Raw genomic sequence first — 15771 nt, 5'->3', positions numbered from 1 at the left:
CGGTTACCGGTGGTGTTCGCCCGCCCGCTCCGGCTGAAACAGCACCTTGTCGATGCGCACGTGCATCACGCCCCCGCCCGGACGCAGCCACTCGATCTCCTCGCCCTCCGAGAGCCCGAGCAGGGCACTGCCCACCGGCGCCATGATCGACAGGGAAAGGCCGCCGCGGCAACGACGGACACTACAAAGCCGGGCACGCGGACGCCGGTGCCTCTGTCCCATCGATTCTGGGGGCGAATGACACAAAAGACAAACCCTCCGCACGATGTGATCCGCATCAAGGCCACACGGTCACCGAACTGCTACACAGGGGGCAGATGTGCATCCCGAGGCCCGCATGAATCTCCAGATGAACGAACCGTTGCCCGGCTTCGATCGCCCCCTCGAAGTCCTGCGTGCCTGTCATCGTCGCCTGAAGGGCTGTCTGGAGACGCTCGACCGCCTGCAGGCCCATGTCCCCGATCATGGTGCGGATGCCGAGGCCCAGGCCGCCGCCCAGCGGCTGCTGAAATATTTCCATGCCTCCGCACCGCACCACCATGCCGACGAGGACGAAGATCTGTTCCCGCGGCTCAAGGGCCTTGGCCATCATCCCGACTGCCATCCCCAGCTGCCCGACTGGCTGGACCGTCTTACCGCGGAGCACGAAACCCTGGAAAACGGCTGGTCCCGGCTGGAGCCGGCCCTGCTCGACATCGCCGAAGGACGCGATGCCTCGCTGGACGGCGCGGCGGAATGGATCGACCAGTACCGCCGCCATCTGGCCCTCGAGGAAGAAGCCGTGCTGCCGCTGGCCGAACACCTGCTGGACGCCGATCAATGCCGCGCCATCGGCGAATCCATGGCCCGCCGGCGCGACCTGGAACCGGAACCCCATGGCTGATTTCACTCTCGACCTGCGCGGGCTGGGCGACCATGCCCATACCCGCGCCTACTACACCCTGCGCGAACTCGGCGCCGGTCAGACCTTCGACGTGCTGGTGGAGGAAGAGCCCGAACTGCTGATGGCCGCGGTCGCACAGCAACTGCGTCATGCCATCCACTGGGAAACCGTCGAGGCCGGCCCGCCGCTGTGGACCCTGCGGGTCCGCCGGCGCGACGACACCGAGCCCGTCGACCTGGTCGATCTCCTCACCCGCGACCACCTGCGTATCGACCGCCTGTTCGCCAGCGCCCTGCACCGGGTCAATGCCGGCGACGCCGAGGGCGCAGCCCCGGCGTTTCATGCCTACGTCGCCGGACTGCGACGCCACGTACACGTGGAGAACGAACTGATCGTCCCGCTGCTCGATCTGCCGCGCCATCCCCGCGGCGATGACCCGACCTCGATCATGCTGCGCGAACACGAGGAGCTGCTGGACCAGACCGCGATGCTGGAACACGAATTCACCGAGGGCGTGGACGAACCCTGGGCCATCGCACCGTTCTTCGCCCTGATCTCGGGTGGTCTGGCCAAACACGAAGGACGCGAGGAACAGAACCTGTTTCCCCACTGGAGCCGGCATTTGCGCGAACAACCCGATGTCGCGCGCGAACTCTTCGGCAAGGCCCGGAGCATGCTCATCGTCCCCGGCGAGACGGACGAAACGGAGGATTCGCCGGAAACGGATCGTTCCCGGGGGCCTGCCCGCTAAGGATCGTCGATGCCGGGCGTCAGGGTCTCCAGCCGGCCGTCCGGATACAGGCCGACCACCCCGGCCCGCCCGACGCCGCGCACCCGCACCCCGTCCGGGGTATGCGCCTCGTAGTCCTGGTGATGGTGCCCGTGAACGATCAGCCCGGCCCCCAGCAGCTCGGCCAGGCCGTCGATGGTGTCGAAGCCGCTGGCATGCGGCGACGGCGCCTCGTGGGTGATCAGGATGTCGGCCCGCAGCCCGCGCAGGCGTTCGATGTCTTCGGGATAGATGGAGGTGCGATGGCGCCGGGGCAGACCCGGCTCGCGATCCCCGGCGCCCTGCCAGCGATCCCGTTCGGGGAGCTGCGCCACATGTTCGCTTCGGGTGAAGAAGACCGGCGCCTTGCAGCGCGGGCCCCGCGGGTACCAGACGCGGCCACGGAACACCCCGCCGAGACCCGCTACCGGCCGGCCGGCCACTTCCGCGACACGCGCGTGCAAATTGCCCGCCACATAGGAACTGCCGAACACATGCGCCCAGGCCGCATCGGTATCACTCTCGTGATTGCCGGGGATCCAGTAGATCGCCGGCATCGTGGCGCCCGCCGCCACGGCTTCCCGCAACGGCGCCAATACTGCATCCAGCGACTGTTCGCGCAGCTCCATGTCCCCCAGCAGAACCACCGCACGCGGACGATGGCGGGCCACCGCCTCGATCAGGGGATCGAAGAGGCCATGGGGATCGCCATAGAACAGAATATCGGGTGCCACGCCGCTCCCGGGGGTTCGCGAATGCGCCTACCCTAACGCATCCCCGCCCCCGGGCGCGCGCTGCCCGCGATCAGCGGAGGTAACGCCCCCGCAGCATGTTGTAGTACAGCGGCTTGATCATGTGCACCTTCAGTCGCCACCACATCCAGCTTGGCTGTCCCTGATCGATGAAGCCGAAGGTCGGGACCTCTTCCAGGGTGTAGTCAAACTCGACCAGGGCCGCCTTGCCGACCTCGGTGATCAGCGGGCAGGAGGTGTAGCCGTCGAAACGCTGTTGCGGTTCGCGATCCTGCAGCACCGACACCAGGTTGTCCGGGGTCACCGACCCGTGGGCCCGGACCGTGGAGGCCGTCTTGCCAATCGCCGTGTCCACCACGTCGCCGGCGCCGAACACGTTCGGGTAGCGGGCATGCTGCAGGGTCTGGTCGTCCACGGCCAGCCAGCCGCCCTCCGCCAGACTGCCGTCTTCCACCGCGAGACCGGCCTCGCGCACCCAGTCGTGGGCGCGCATGGGCGGCACCACGTGCAGGTAGTCGTAGTCCACCGTCTCGCGATTACCGTCGCCGTCCACGAAGGTCGCACGGCGCAGCTCAGGCTCCACGCCCTGCAGCACGGACCCGGATTCGATCCCGACTCCGCGCTCGCGATAGATGTCGCGCACCATCCCGTCAAAACGTTCGACGCTGAACAGCGCGCCTTCCGGGGCGTGATAGTGGAATTCCATGCGATCCCGCTGCCCCGCCTTGCGCAGCAGGTCCTCCGCGATCAGGGTCGCCTTGATCGGTGCACCCGCGCACTTGATCGGCGTATTCGGAATGGTGAAGCGGGCCACCCCGCCCTGCTCGCCCAGGCGCTGCGTCTGTTCGTAGGCATGCCGCGCCTGCTCGGGGCCGGCATAGATACTGGTCAGGCCGTTCTGCCCGATATCCGCGCGCTCCAGGCCTTCGATCGCCTCGTAATCCAGATGGATCCCGGTGGCCACGACCAGGAAGTCATAATCCAGACGATCGCCGCCGGCGGTCTCGACCACCTGGCTCTCCGGATCCACTGCGGCCACGTAGTCCTTCTTCCAGTCGACGCCGCGCGGGATGTAATGCTCGTTGCGCGCGGTCACGTCGCTGACCGAATAGGTCCCGGCCGCGACCAGGGTCCAGCCGGGCTGGTAGTGATGGGTCTCGCTCGGCTCCACCACGGTGATGCGCGCCCCGTCCAGCAGGTCGCGCAACCGCGCCGCCACGGTCAGCCCGGCGGCGCCGCCGCCCAGCACAACGATCCGCGCGCGGGTCTGCACTCCGGCCTGCGCCGCCGCGGGCGCGGACCCCACGGCTGCCGCGGCGGTCAGCCCGCCGGTCAGTTTCAGGAAGTCCCGCCGCGAAAGTCCGTCCCGCAATACCAGCGGTGCCTTCGACGAACCTGCCTTATTGCGATCTGTCATGTGTATGCCTCCTCGCGACCCCGTCATCCCGCGGGGCGTCTTTTTCCGGAGCGGTCGCCGGTGGCGCCGCGCTTCAACCCTTCTGACATACAGTTTTCGTGCCAGTGCCACAAAACCCGCAAAAACCGCTTTCCGCGCGCCTCGGCCGCCCGACTCCGGACGCTTTGTCTGCCGTGACTGTCATTTCCATGTTCCAGACTGTCATGTGCGGCATGTACAACACCCCGGGACTACGAGGCTCGTCCCGGACCGATGCCGCAAACCGCGTCGCAGCGCGAACACGCACGCCAGAGCGAGAACTGGCACGCAACTTGATTGTCATCCGGGCGGAACGCACCACGCGTCCTCTCTCAATCGTTCACGGAGGCAATGCCATGGAGCTTGACCCCTTACTCCTGTCACGACTGCAGTTCGCATTCGTCGTGTCATTTCACGCACTGTTCCCGGTATTCACCATCGGGCTCGCCTCGTTCATCGCCTTCCTGGAGTTCCGGGCCTGGCAGACCGGTGATGCCCTGTACACCCGGATCTCGAAGTTCTGGATCAAGATCTTCGCGGTCGTGTTCGGCATGGGGGTGGTCTCCGGGATCGTGATGTCCTTCCAGTTCGGCACGAACTGGAGCGTGTTCTCGTATGCCACGGCCAATTTCCTCGGGCCGGTGCTGTCCTACGAGGTCATCACTGCGTTCTTCCTGGAGGCGGCCTTCCTCGGCGTACTGCTGTTCGGTCGCGACCGTGTGCCGCAGGGCGTGCACGTTTTCGCGGCAATGATGGTGGCACTGGGCACCTTCATCTCCTCGTTCTGGATCCTGGTGGCCAACAGCTGGATGCAGACGCCCGGCGGTGTGGAGCTGGTTGACGGAGTTTTCCAGGTGACTTCCTGGGGTCAGGCCATCTTCAACGACAGCTTCTGGCCGCGTTTCTTCCACATGGGTCTGGCCTCGCTGCTGACCGCCGGCTTCGTGGTGGCGGGCGTCTCCGCCTACTACCTGCTGCGCAACAAGCACGTCGAGATGAACCGCAAGGCGCTGGGCGTGACCATGTGGATCCTGCTGTTCGCCGCCCCGGCCCAGCTGGTGGTGGGCGACATCCACGGCCTCAACACCTTCGAGCATCAACCGACCAAGGTCGCGGCGATGGAAGGGGTCTGGGAGACCGAACGCGGGGCCCCGTTCCTGCTGTTCGCCATCCCCGACTCGGCCAACGAGACCAACCACTTCGAGATCGGCCTGCCCAACATGGCCTCGCTGGTGCTGACCCACGAGCTGGACGGCGAAGTGCCCGGGCTGAAGGAAGTCCCTGCCGAGGAGCGTCCTCCGGTCGGCATCACCTTCTGGTCGTTCCGCATCATGCTGGCCATCGGCTTCGTCATGATCGGGTTCGCCCTGTGGAGCGCCTGGCTGCGGTTCCGTGGCGACCTGTACCAGTCCGAGCGTTTCCTCAAGGGCCTGACCTGGATGATCCCGACGCCGTTCGTCGCGGTGCTGGCGGGCTGGTTCGTAACCGAAACGGGCCGTGCGCCCTGGCTGGTCTACGAAATCATGGACCACGCGACCGGCCTCACGCCGTCGCTGACCGGTGGCATGGCGCTGTTCAGTCTGCTGGGTTACATCGCGGTGTATGCCGTGGTGTTCACCGCCGGCGTCTATTACATCGTGCGCATCGTGCGCAAGGGTCCGGAGCCGGACCAACCGGTGCAGGAGCCGCAGCACGCCAAGCGCCCGCTGTCGGCGGCCGATACGCCGTTCAACGACAACCCTGCCGCTGACGCAAGGAGCTGAAACCATGGTCGATATCACACTGGTATGGGTCGTGATCATCGCCGTCGGACTGGTCGGCTACGTCCTGATGGACGGGTTTGACCTGGGTGTGGGGATCCTCTTTCCCTTCGCCCCCGGCGAGCAGTCACGCGACATCATGATGAACTCGGTCGCCCCGGTCTGGGACGGTAACGAGACCTGGCTGATCCTCGGGGGCGCCGGCCTGCTGGCGGCCTTCCCGCTGGTCTACTCGGTGTTCCTGCCGGCACTGTACATCGGGGTGTTCCTGATGCTGGCCGGGCTGATCTTCCGCGGCGTCGCGTTCGAGTTCCGCTTCAAGGCGAGCTCGGCGAAATCGCGGCGCGGCTGGAACGCCTCCTTCGCGATCGGCTCGATGGTGGCGGCCTTCGCCCAGGGGGCGGTCGTCGGGGCCTATATCCAGGGCTTCCAGATGGACGGCCTGAACTACGCCGGCACCGCGCTGGACTGGCTGACCCCGTTCACGGTGCTCACGGGTCTGGGCCTGATGGCCGGCTACGCCCTGCTGGGCGCGACCTGGATGATCCTCAAGACCGAGGGTGAAACCCAGGCATTCGCCTACCGCGTGACCCCGTGGCTGCTGGGTGCCGTGCTGGTGGTGTTCGGGCTGGTCAGTGCGATCACGCCGTTCATTGATGCCAAGGTCATGGAACGCTGGATGGGCACCTTCGAGATCCTGTGGGTCCTTCCGGCCCTGGCGCTGCTGGCGGCCTGGCAGATCCTGCGCTCGGTGCGCCGGCGCCACGAAGGGCTGCCGTTCGTCGCCACGATCGCCCTGTTCATCTTCACCTTCCTGGGGCTGATCGTGAGCAAGTGGCCGTACGTGGTCCCGCCGGACTACACCTTCTGGGACGCCGCATCTTCCCCGGATGCGCAGCTGTTCATCCTGATCGGGGCGCTGTTCATCATCCCGATCATCCTCGGCTACACCGCGTGGACCTACTGGGTCTTCCGCGGCAAGGTCACGGCGGACGCGGGTTACCACTAGCGCCATCGCCTGACCGTTCAGGGTTTGCGACCGGGTCTTTCTCTCTCTCTCCGGACCCGGCTCGCAAGCAACCGCCCGCTGCGGGGCGTAAGGGAGACACTGCCCCGTATACGCGTTCGTGTTGGTGTCCCATGTTTTCCGAGACCAGGCGCGGCGCGCTGCCGGTAGTGGTTCTACCGGCAAGGGCCGCAACGCAGAATCGGGGAACATGGGACTCCAACCCCGAAGGGGCTCGGCCGCTTTTGCCCGCTGACGGCGTTGCGGCTCGTTCATGTAGCGCGGCTACACTTCACTCACCGCGCCTTGTCAGCGCGCAAAAGCGACTCGAGCACGAACGCGTATACGGGGCAGTGTCTCCCTGGGCGCCACGAACCTTCGGGTTCGTGGCGTTTTTTGTTTGCGGAGCACCGGAACACGATGCGGGAACATGACTCCAACCGGGAACACGGGAGACACTGCATCGCGCAGGGACCCATTCCCGGACACCGGAGCCGTCAGCATCGTGAACGAAAAGTTGCCCACAGAATCCGTGCCTCAATGGACACGCGGCCTGGACCGCGACGAGGTGGTCAGCATCCTCGACGTGTTTCAGGAGCCCGCCATCCTGCTGTCGCCGGATTACGACATCCTGGGTGCCAATCAGGCCTATCGGCATCTGTACGAGGTAGATGCCGGGGGCAACGGGCAACGCTGCTACGAAGCCTCGCACGACTTCCGGCGGCCCTGTGACGAAGCGGGCGAGACCTGCCCTCTGCGTGACACCCTGGCCACCGGCAAGCCCAACCGCACGCTGCACGTCCACCACACGGCTCGCGGCAAGGAACACGTGGATGTCGAGATGTTCCCGATCCACGGTTCCGACGGCAAGCTGCGCTACCTGATCGAGGTTCTGCACCACCTTCCGGTCTCGTCGCCGCAGGCCGGGGAACAGGGGCTGGTCGGACAGTCCGCCGCCTTCAACGAGATGCTGGGGCTGGTCAGCCGGGTCGCGCCCAGCGAGGCATCGGTGCTGCTGCAGGGCGAGTCGGGCACCGGCAAGGAGCTGGTGGCCCGTGCCGTGCACGACCAGAGCCGCCGCGCGGAAGGCCCGTTCGTGCCGGTGGAATGCTCCGGCCTGACCGAGACCCTGTTCGAAAGCGAGCTCTTCGGCCATGAACGCGGGGCCTTCACCGGGGCCACCCATGCCAAGGCCGGGCTGGTGGAGTCCGCCGCCGGTGGCACGCTGTTCCTCGACGAGATCGGCGACGTGCCCCACGGGCTGCAGGTCAAGCTGCTGCGCCTGCTGGAGACCCGGACCTTCCGGCGGGTGGGCAGCACCGAACCGCGGCGCGCCGATTTCCGCCTGGTCTGTGCCTCGCACCGTGATCTCCGCCAGCTGGTCCGCGAAGGGGAATTTCGCGAGGACCTCTATTACCGGCTGAGCACCTTTCCCATTCGCGTACCGCCGCTGCGCGAACGCAAGGCCGACATCCCGATCCTGTCCCAGGCCCTGTTCGAGCGCCTCGAACTGCCGGCCCGCCCGTATCTCAGTCAGGGCGCGCGCGAGGTGCTGGAACGCTATCCCTTCCCCGGCAACATCCGCGAGCTGCGCAATATCCTGGAACGCGCCGCGCTGCTCAGCGACGGCGAGGAGATCCGTGCGGAACACCTGGGCACCGAGGTGACCGAAGGCGTCGACGACCGCGATCTGCCGCCGCCGCGCGCGCTGGCCGGCGGCGAGATCCGCCCGCTGGAGGAAGTGGAACGCGAATACCTGCGTTACGCGGCCACCGTGCATCGGGGCGACCGGCGCTCGCTGGCGGCGCGTCTGGGACTCAGCGAGCGCAGCCTGTACCGGCACCTGCAGCGGCTGGATGACGACCTCTGAGCCGCACCCGCCGGTGCCGCTCCGCGTGGCGCATCAGCCCGTGACAACCCCGTAACAGCGATCCCCCAGCGGACAGCCGTCGCACAGCGGCCGTGGCCGACAGCGCTGTTTGCCGTGCTCCACGATCAGCGCATGCAGTTCGTTGAACGCCACGGTATCCGCACCCAGCTCGGCCTCCACCGAAGCCCGCAGCGTCTCGTAGCCGTCCCGCGCATGCGGTCGCCCGAGGCGTTCGAACAGTCGCCGGGTGTAGGCATCCACGACGAACACCGGGCGGTGGAAGGCGTACAGCACGATGTCATCGGCCGTTTCCGGACCGATGCCCTTCACCCCCAGCAGGGCCTCCCGCAGTGACCCGGTCTCCAGCGCAGACAGCGCCTCGATCCCGCCCGTCCGCTCGAGGAACGCCAGCAGGTGCCGCAGGCGCCCGGCCTTGACGTTGTAATACCCCGACGGGCGGATCCGCTCGGCCAGTTCCTCCGGCTCCAGGGCCGCCATCCCCGCCGGCGTCAGCGCATCCGCCTCGCGCAGGGCCGCAAGCGCGCGCTCCACGTTGCTCCAGGCCGTGTTCTGCGTCAGCACCGCCCCGACCATGACCTCGAACGCGGTCTCGGCGGGCCACCAGTGCAACGGGCCATAATGCGCATGCAGCCGCTCCAGCACCGTACGGCAGTCCGGCGCCGCGGTGTCAGTCCCGTCGATCATGAGTCAGCGCCCCGGCCGGCCGCGTCCGCTGCGCGCTCCCCTGCCCTGGCGCGCGCCGGGCTTGCCGGATTTTGCGGTCTTCGCCCCGGCACCCGGACGTGACGAACTCCAGCCCTCGCCCTTGTCGCGACCACCGGCTGCCCCGCCCTTTTTCTTTTTCGGCCGTGTGCCGCGACGTTTCTGCGGCGGCTGCAGGTTCTCCGGCACATTCAGCCCCGCCTCGCGATACAGCGCGGCCACTTCGCCCACCTCGAGGTCACGCGCAGCGCCCGATTTCAGCCCGCGCCCCAGCACCACCGGACCGTAGCGCACCCGGATCAGGCGGCTGACCGTGACCCCGACCGCGTCCCACAGGCGCCGCACCAGGCGATTACGCCCCTCGCTCACGATCACGTGATACCACTGGTTCGCCCCGTCGCCGCCACCGGCCTCCAGCGCATCGAAACGGGCCGGACCATCCTCCAGTTCAACGCCCTCCAGCAGCATCCGCCGGGTCTCTTCCGGGACTTCCCCCAGCACGCGCACGGCATATTCACGTTCCATCGCACCGGCCGGATGCATCAGGGCGTTGGCCAGTTCGCCGTCGGTGGTGAACAGCAGCAACCCGGAGGTGTTGAGGTCCAGGCGGCCCACCGCAACCCAGCGCTGGCCCTTGAGCTTCGGCAGGCTGGCGAACACCGGACGCCGTCCCTCGGGATCGGAGCGCGAACAGATCTCGCCGACCGGCTTGTGATAGGCGATCCAGCGGTGCGGATACTCGGGTCGCGTGACCACGCGGCCGCGCACCCGGATCACATCATCCGGCCCCACGCGATCGCCCAGTCCGGCGGTGCTCTGGTTGATCTGCACCTCGCCGCGTTCGATCCACCCCTCGATCTCGCGCCGCGAACCCAGCCCGCGGGCCGCGAGGACCTTCTGTACCCGTTCCTGCATCGAGTCCTGCCACTGTTTATGATGACTGCCCACGATACACCAACCGGAAACCGCCATGAGCACGCACACGCCCGAAGCCGGCAATAACGCCGAACATGAGACCGGGGATCCCGTCACCACGCCCCTGAACATCGCCGTACTGACCGTCTCCGACAGCCGTTCCACCGCCGAGGACCGCTCCGGGGACGCGCTGGTGGAACGGCTGGAAAAGGCCGGCCATCGGCTCGCGGAGCGCGACATCCGGCCGGATGATATCTACGCCCTGCGCGCGGTGGTTTCGCGCTGGATCGCGGACCCGCAGATCGACGCCATCCTGACCACCGGGGGCACCGGCATCACCGGCCGCGACGGCACTCCCGAGGCGGTGTCGGTGCTGCTGGACAAGACGATCGAGGGCTTCGGCGAACTGTTCCGCATGCTTTCATGGGAAGAGATCGGCACCTCCAGCCTGCAGTCGCGCGCCCTGTCCGGCGTGGCCAACGGCACCTATATCTTCGTACTGCCCGGTTCCACCGGCGCCTGCCGCACCGCCTGGGATCGCATCATCCGCGCCCAGCTCGACGACCGCACCATGCCCTGCAACCTGACCATGCTGATGCCGCGCCTGAAGGAAATCTGAGACGCGCAGGAGGTCAGCCCCCTGACCGATCCCCTGACCGCTCCGGCACGGCATTCAGCCATCCACGTGGACCTGCAGCCAGTACTCCAGCAGCGCCGCGTGCCACAGCTTGGAACCCTGGATCCGGGTGAAATACTGGTCCGGGGCGTCCAGCAGTTTGTCGATGTAGGCCGGCTGATACAGCCCGCGCTCGCGCGCCGCACGCGAGTTGAGGATGTCGCGCATGAACTCGAGGAACTCGCCGCGCACGTATTTCAGCGCCGGCACCGGGAAATAGCCCTTGGGCCGGTCCAGCACCGCGTCCGGCAGACGACCGCGGGCGATGCGCCGCAGGACGTCCTTGCCGCCGTCGCCCAGTTTCAGATGCGGTGGCATCGCGGCGGCGGTCTCCACCAGCTCGTGATCCAGGAACGGCACCCGCGCCTCCAGCCCGAAGGCCATGGTCATGTTGTCCACGCGCTTGACCGGGTCGTCGACGATCAACGTGGTCACGTCCAGCGCCAGTACCGCGTCGATGAACGAGTCCGCACGGTCGGTCTCGAACTGGCGGAACTGCTCGCGCAGCCAGTCCCCGGTGATGTCGTCCGCCGGCGGATGACGCAGCATCTCGGCCATCTCCGGGTGATCGCGGTCGAAGTAGTGCCGGCGGAATCGCTCGACCCAGTCGCCGTGGCGGTCCTCCGCCATCCGCGGGTACCAGAAATAGCCGCCGAACACCTCGTCTGCCCCCTGGCCCGACTGCACCACCTTCACGTGCTGCGAGACCTGTTCGGACAGCAGATAGAAAGCCACCGCATCCTGCCCGAACATCGGTTCGGCCATGGCCTCCACCGCCTCCGGCAGCCGTGCCAGCACCTGATCGTTGGGGATCAGCGTGGCCTGGTGATCGGTGGCGTAACGCTCCGCCACCGGATCGGAATACTCGAACTCGGAGCCCTTTTCCTCGGGCTGATCCTCGAACCCGACGGTAAATGTCCGCAGGTCGCGCGCCCCCTCTTCCATGGCCAGCGCCACCAGCAGCGAGGAATCCAGGCCGCCCGACAGCAGCACCCCCACCGGGACGTCCGCGACTTCCAGTCGGCGGCGCACCGCGCGGCGCAGGCCGTGTTCGATGCGCTCCTGCCATTCCGCGTCGCCGACCGCTTCCGCCGGGCGCCGGGCCTGCAGTTGCCAGTAACACTCGCGGCGCTCCTGGCCGCGCGCATCGATGGTGATGTAATGACCGGGTTCCAGCTTGCGCACGCCCCGCAACACCGTACGCGGCGCCGGCACCACCGCATGCAGCGAGAACAGCATGTGCAGGCCCTCGGGATCCAGCTCGGTATCCACGCCGCCGCCGGCCAGCAGGGCCGCGGTATTGGAGGCAAACCGGACCCCGTCGCCGGTGCGCGCGAGATACAGCGGCTTGATGCCCATGCGATCGCGTGCCAGCAGCAGGCGCTGGTGTTCCCCGTCGAACAGCGCGAAGGCAAACATGCCGTGCAGCCGCGCCACCACGCCCTCGCCCCATTCGGCATACCCGCGCAGGATCACCTCCGTATCACCGCTGGAGAAGAACCGGTGACCGCGCCCCTCGAGCTCGCTGCGCAGCGCGCGGAAGTTGTAGATCGCCCCGTTGAACACCAGAGATAGCCCGGTCCCGGGGTCGAACATCGGCTGGTGTGCCCGCTGCGACAGGTCCAGGATGGACAGCCGCCGGTGTCCCAGCGCCACCCGGCCCGAGGCCCACAGGCCATCGGCATCCGGGCCGCGGCGTTCCAGACAGGGCAGCATGCGCGCGACCGCATCCGCGTTCGCGCGCCGTTCGCCCCAGACAAATTCTCCGGCGATTCCGCACATGGGTTATGGATCCATCCCGGTCGAGGTTGGCGAAGTTTGAAAGGCCGTGCGCAGCGCGTCAGCCAGCGCCCGCCCGGCGACGCCGGCCGCGTCACCATCGGCTAGCGTCAGATAGAACGGGACGCGCACACGCCCGCCCGCCTCCAGCGGCAGTTCCGTCAGGCGCCCGGCGTCCAGATCCGCGGCGACCCGGTCCAGCGGGACCCAGGCAAACCCGACCCCGGAACGCAGCACCTCCAGCACCGTGGACACATGCCCCACGGTCCAGCGCTGATCGGCGTCCAGCCAGCCGCCTTCACCGTTGCCACGGGCACCCGAATCGCGCAGCACCACCTGGCGGTGCGGGCGCAGATTGCGACGCGTCAGGGGAGCGCCGGAGGTCGCCAGCGGGTGCCCCGGATGAGCGACACACACCATGGTCTGTTCCCCGATTTCCTGCGCCAGGAAATCCGAGGGCACCTGGGGCGCCAGCAGCATGTCCACGCGCCCCTGCTCCAGGCGCTGCGGACCGTCCTCCAGCACCACCTCGTGCAGCTGGATGCGGGTCGCCGGCTGTTCGCGCGAAAACGCCTCCAGGGCGTGGATGACCCGCGCGGCGGGGATGATCTGCTCCACCGCCAGGTGCAGTTCCGATTCCACACCGGTGGCCAGCGCGCCGGCCAGGGCCTCGATATCCGCGGCCTCCTCGAGCAGGTGTTCGGCTCGCCGCAACAGCGCATGGCCCGCCGGCGTCAGTTCCGCCTTGCGGCCCTGCAGCTCGAAGACCTCGACCCCCAGCTGTTCCTCGAGCTTCTGCACCGCGTGATTCACGCTGGAGGCGCTCTTGTGCACCCGCTCGGCGGCGCGGGCGAAACCGCCCGCATCCACCACCGCCTTGAGCATGCGCCACTGCTCGAGGGTTACCCGGGACATCCGCAGTCCGGGCTGTGCGTGCGCGCATGCCATTCCGCACGCATGCGCTCCACCGCCCGGGCTCCCAGCAGGACCACGTGCACGGTCGACGGATAGATGGTGCCGGCCGCACGCCATTGCTCGGCAAGCTCGGGCTCCTCGCCCCGCCGGATCAGGAAGAAGTCACGCCCCTCTTCCAGCTCACCCTCGCGGGCCCGGAACATGCGGAACGCCGTGCCCTTGGGCTGGCCGTTCCATTCGTCGACCTGACGCAGCGTCAGCACCGGCACATCGCGGTAGAGCACCGGCTCGGGTTCCGGCCCGCCGGCATCCTCGCAACCATGAAAACGACCCGGAGCGCGCGGGTCCCAAGCGTCAGAAGCAATCATGGTGGCATTATGGCACGCACAGACGATGCGTCGACCACCCGCCGACCCCGAGGAATCGCATGGAACTGCTGCAGGATTACGGACTGTTCTTCGCCAAGGTTGTCACCGCCGTCATGGCGGTGCTGATCCTGATGAGCGCTTTTGTCGGGCTGATCGCCCGCAGCCGCGAGCGCCGGCCCGACCAGCTCAACGTCAAACGCCTGAACGACCGCTATGCACGCATGGAAAAGACCGTGCGCCGCGCGGTGGAAGGCCCGCGCACCCGCCTGCAGCGCCTGCGAGACCGCCTGCGCCGGCGCCGCCAGCCCGGACACCCCTTTGATGGCAATGGCAATAGCCAGGGCAACGGGACCCCCGATGGGTCGACAGAATCCGCCGGGGAAAGCGACGCCGACACCGCCGAATCGCCGGCCGAGCCGTCCGCTTCTTCCGCACCCGGCGGGAAGCCGGTCAGCGAATCACCCACCGTGATCGAACTCGAACACGAAGAGGCCCCCGCGCCGCGGGTTTTCGTGCTGCGCTTTCAGGGCGACATTCGGGCGTCGGCAGTGGACAACCTGCGCGAAGAAATCACCGCCGTACTCACTCTGGCCGAGCCCGGCCGCGACCAGGCCGTGGTGTGCCTCGAGAGCCCCGGCGGCATGGTGCCGTCCTACGGGCTGGCCGCCTCGCAGCTCGGACGCCTGCGCGAGGCAGGACTGGATCTCACCGTGGTGGTCGACCGCGTGGCCGCCAGTGGCGGCTACATGATGGCCGCGGTCGGCCATCGCATCGTCGCCGCCCCGTTCGCCATCCTCGGCTCCATCGGGGTGGTGGCGCAGATCCCCAACCTGCATCGCTGGCTCGACCGCCACGACATCGACTTCGAACTGCTGACCGCCGGGGACTACAAGCGCACCCTGACCGTGTTCGGCGAGAATACCGACGCCGCCCGGCGCAAGTTCCAGGATCACCTCGACGAAACCCACGAACTGTTCAAGCAGTTCCTGCAGCGCTACCGCCCGCAGCTGGAACTGGACCGGGTCGCCACCGGCGAACACTGGTACGGGGACCAGGCCCGCGCCCTGGGGCTGGCCGACGAGATCGGCACCAGCGACGACCTGTTGATGAAACTGGCGCGTGAAGCCGAGGTTTTCGAGGTCTCCTATACCCGCGCGCAACCGATCGGCCGGCGGATCGGCATGGCCGCCGAACAACTGCTGGAACGCGTGCTGCACGCCCGCAGCCCCGAAGAACACGCCCGCGGGCCGGGCGAGCCGCCACGCTGACGCACACGCTGACGGAATGGATCCGGCCCGTCCATGCGTCTTGCTGGTATAGCCAGCCCACATTGCAAGGGAGAACGTGATGTCCGCACACGCAAGCCGTATCGGTCCGCTCGCCAGCCTGGTCGCCGGGGCACTCCTGCTGGGCGCCCCGCTGACCGCCCCGGCACAGGACGACATGCCCTGGGGCTCCGCCGAGGTCAACCAGAAGGAGTACGAACCGGCCCGCGTGGTATATGACGTGGCCGTGGATACCGCGGACGAGATGGATTTCGTCCTCGACCGCGTCAGCATGCTCAACAACGTCTACGAGGCCGATCCGTTCGATTCACACATCGTGCTGGTGCTGCACGGCCGCGAGGTGCCCTTCTTCACCCGCGATCAGTTCGATGAACACCGTGACCTGATGCGCCGCGCCGAGTCCCTGACCCGCGCCGGCAACATCGACATCCGCATGTGCGAGGCCTCCGCCGCCCTGCGCGGCATCGAGCCCGAGGACGTGCACGGGTTCGTGGAGATTGTCCCCATGGCCGACTCCGAGATCATCCACCTGCAGCAGGAGGGGTATTCCTACATGCAGTGAGCAAGTGAGCACCCGGCTTCCCGACTGCGGCCAAACTGCAGATCGGAGGACACAAAAAAGGCCGCCGGGGCA

15 protein-coding genes and 1 pseudogene are annotated in these 15771 nt (G+C 67.5%); 8 read left to right on the top strand and 8 right to left on the bottom strand.

The window, feature by feature from the left end; all coding sequences use genetic code 11:
* Positions 1-3 precede the first annotated feature (3 nt).
* Positions 4-162 (bottom strand): annotated as a pseudogene (locus F573_RS14215) (GreA/GreB family elongation factor); the annotation flags it as partial.
* Positions 163-337: 175 nt separating this feature from the next.
* Between F573_RS14215 and F573_RS0107095 the strand changes: the two are divergent.
* Together F573_RS0107095 and F573_RS0107090 are read left to right on the top strand one after the other, a co-directional pair.
* Positions 338-883, top strand: coding sequence for a hemerythrin domain-containing protein (locus tag F573_RS0107095; protein WP_018869339.1), 546 nt, complete (start codon positions 338-340; stop codon positions 881-883).
* Complete coding sequence (locus F573_RS0107090; protein WP_018869338.1) at positions 876-1634, top strand: hemerythrin domain-containing protein; 759 nt, start codon at positions 876-878, stop codon at positions 1632-1634. Before F573_RS0107095 ends, F573_RS0107090 begins: the two co-directional genes overlap by 8 nt.
* Here F573_RS0107090 and F573_RS0107085 read toward each other — a convergent pair.
* Together F573_RS0107085 and F573_RS0107080 are read right to left on the bottom strand one after the other, a co-directional pair.
* Entirely contained in the window at positions 1631-2386 is a 756-nt protein-coding gene (locus F573_RS0107085; RefSeq protein ID WP_019021998.1) for a metallophosphoesterase, read from the bottom strand. The genes F573_RS0107090 and F573_RS0107085 overlap by 4 nt on opposite strands.
* 70 nt (positions 2387-2456) lie before the next feature.
* The gene (locus tag F573_RS0107080) at positions 2457-3821 is read right to left on the bottom strand and encodes an NAD(P)/FAD-dependent oxidoreductase (RefSeq protein WP_019021997.1); all 1365 of its coding nucleotides are present in this window, start codon (positions 3819-3821) and stop codon (positions 2457-2459) included.
* Between the two features lie 374 nt (positions 3822-4195).
* Here F573_RS0107080 and F573_RS0107075 point away from each other — a divergent pair, with 374 nt between their 5' ends.
* The 3 genes from F573_RS0107075 (at position 4196) to F573_RS0107065 (ending at position 8475) form a co-directional block, all read left to right on the top strand.
* Positions 4196-5602 carry a cytochrome ubiquinol oxidase subunit I gene (locus tag F573_RS0107075; protein WP_019021996.1) on the top strand — a complete coding sequence of 469 codons (1407 nt, stop codon included), beginning with the start codon at positions 4196-4198 and terminating at the stop codon, positions 5600-5602.
* A 4-nt stretch (positions 5603-5606) separates the two neighbouring features.
* Positions 5607-6608: a cytochrome d ubiquinol oxidase subunit II gene (gene cydB / locus F573_RS0107070; protein ID WP_019021995.1), complete on the top strand. Its 1002-nt coding sequence runs from the start codon at positions 5607-5609 to the stop codon at positions 6606-6608.
* Between the two features lie 502 nt (positions 6609-7110).
* Positions 7111-8475, top strand: coding sequence for a sigma-54-dependent Fis family transcriptional regulator (locus F573_RS0107065; protein WP_019021994.1), 1365 nt, complete (start codon positions 7111-7113; stop codon positions 8473-8475).
* A gap of 33 nt (positions 8476-8508) precedes the next feature.
* Here the strand turns inward: F573_RS0107065 and F573_RS0107060 are convergent, their stop codons facing one another.
* Together F573_RS0107060 and rluB are read right to left on the bottom strand one after the other, a co-directional pair.
* Positions 8509-9180 (bottom strand): endonuclease III domain-containing protein, encoded by a 672-nt coding sequence (locus F573_RS0107060; RefSeq protein WP_019021993.1) that lies wholly within the window; start codon positions 9178-9180, stop codon positions 8509-8511.
* A gap of 3 nt (positions 9181-9183) precedes the next feature.
* Complete coding sequence (rluB, locus tag F573_RS0107055; RefSeq protein ID WP_019021992.1) at positions 9184-10113, bottom strand: 23S rRNA pseudouridine(2605) synthase RluB; 930 nt, start codon at positions 10111-10113, stop codon at positions 9184-9186.
* A 55-nt stretch (positions 10114-10168) separates the two neighbouring features.
* Here rluB and moaB point away from each other — a divergent pair, with 55 nt between their 5' ends.
* On the top strand, positions 10169-10732 hold the full coding sequence (moaB, locus tag F573_RS0107050; protein WP_019021991.1) for a molybdenum cofactor biosynthesis protein B: 564 nt from the start codon (positions 10169-10171) through the stop codon (positions 10730-10732).
* A 54-nt stretch (positions 10733-10786) separates the two neighbouring features.
* Here moaB and F573_RS0107045 read toward each other — a convergent pair whose 3' ends face one another.
* Genes F573_RS0107045 through F573_RS0107035 form a run of 3 tightly spaced genes read right to left on the bottom strand, consistent with a single transcriptional unit; the run spans position 10787 to position 13851 of the window.
* Positions 10787-12571: an N-acetylglutaminylglutamine amidotransferase gene (locus tag F573_RS0107045; RefSeq protein WP_019021990.1), complete on the bottom strand. Its 1785-nt coding sequence runs from the start codon at positions 12569-12571 to the stop codon at positions 10787-10789.
* Between the two features lie 3 nt (positions 12572-12574).
* Positions 12575-13483, bottom strand: a complete 909-nt coding sequence (locus F573_RS0107040) for a LysR family transcriptional regulator (RefSeq protein ID WP_018869328.1) — start codon at positions 13481-13483, stop codon at positions 12575-12577.
* Complete coding sequence (locus F573_RS0107035) at positions 13471-13851, bottom strand: hypothetical protein (RefSeq protein ID WP_231384396.1); 381 nt, start codon at positions 13849-13851, stop codon at positions 13471-13473. The genes F573_RS0107040 and F573_RS0107035 overlap by 13 nt, the downstream gene beginning before the upstream one ends.
* 59 nt (positions 13852-13910) lie before the next feature.
* Here F573_RS0107035 and sohB point away from each other — a divergent pair, with 59 nt between their 5' ends.
* Complete coding sequence (gene sohB / locus F573_RS0107030; protein WP_019021988.1) at positions 13911-15119, top strand: protease SohB; 1209 nt, start codon at positions 13911-13913, stop codon at positions 15117-15119.
* A 79-nt stretch (positions 15120-15198) separates the two neighbouring features.
* On the top strand, positions 15199-15699 hold the full coding sequence (locus F573_RS0107025) for a DsrE family protein (protein WP_018869325.1): 501 nt from the start codon (positions 15199-15201) through the stop codon (positions 15697-15699).
* Positions 15700-15771 lie beyond the last annotated feature (72 nt).

It is taken from the genome of Thioalkalivibrio sp. ALE23, from assembly GCF_000378545.1.
In the GTDB taxonomy this organism is placed as follows: domain Bacteria; phylum Pseudomonadota; class Gammaproteobacteria; order Ectothiorhodospirales; family Ectothiorhodospiraceae; genus Thioalkalivibrio.
This window is presented reverse-complemented; position numbering and strand designations above follow the sequence as displayed.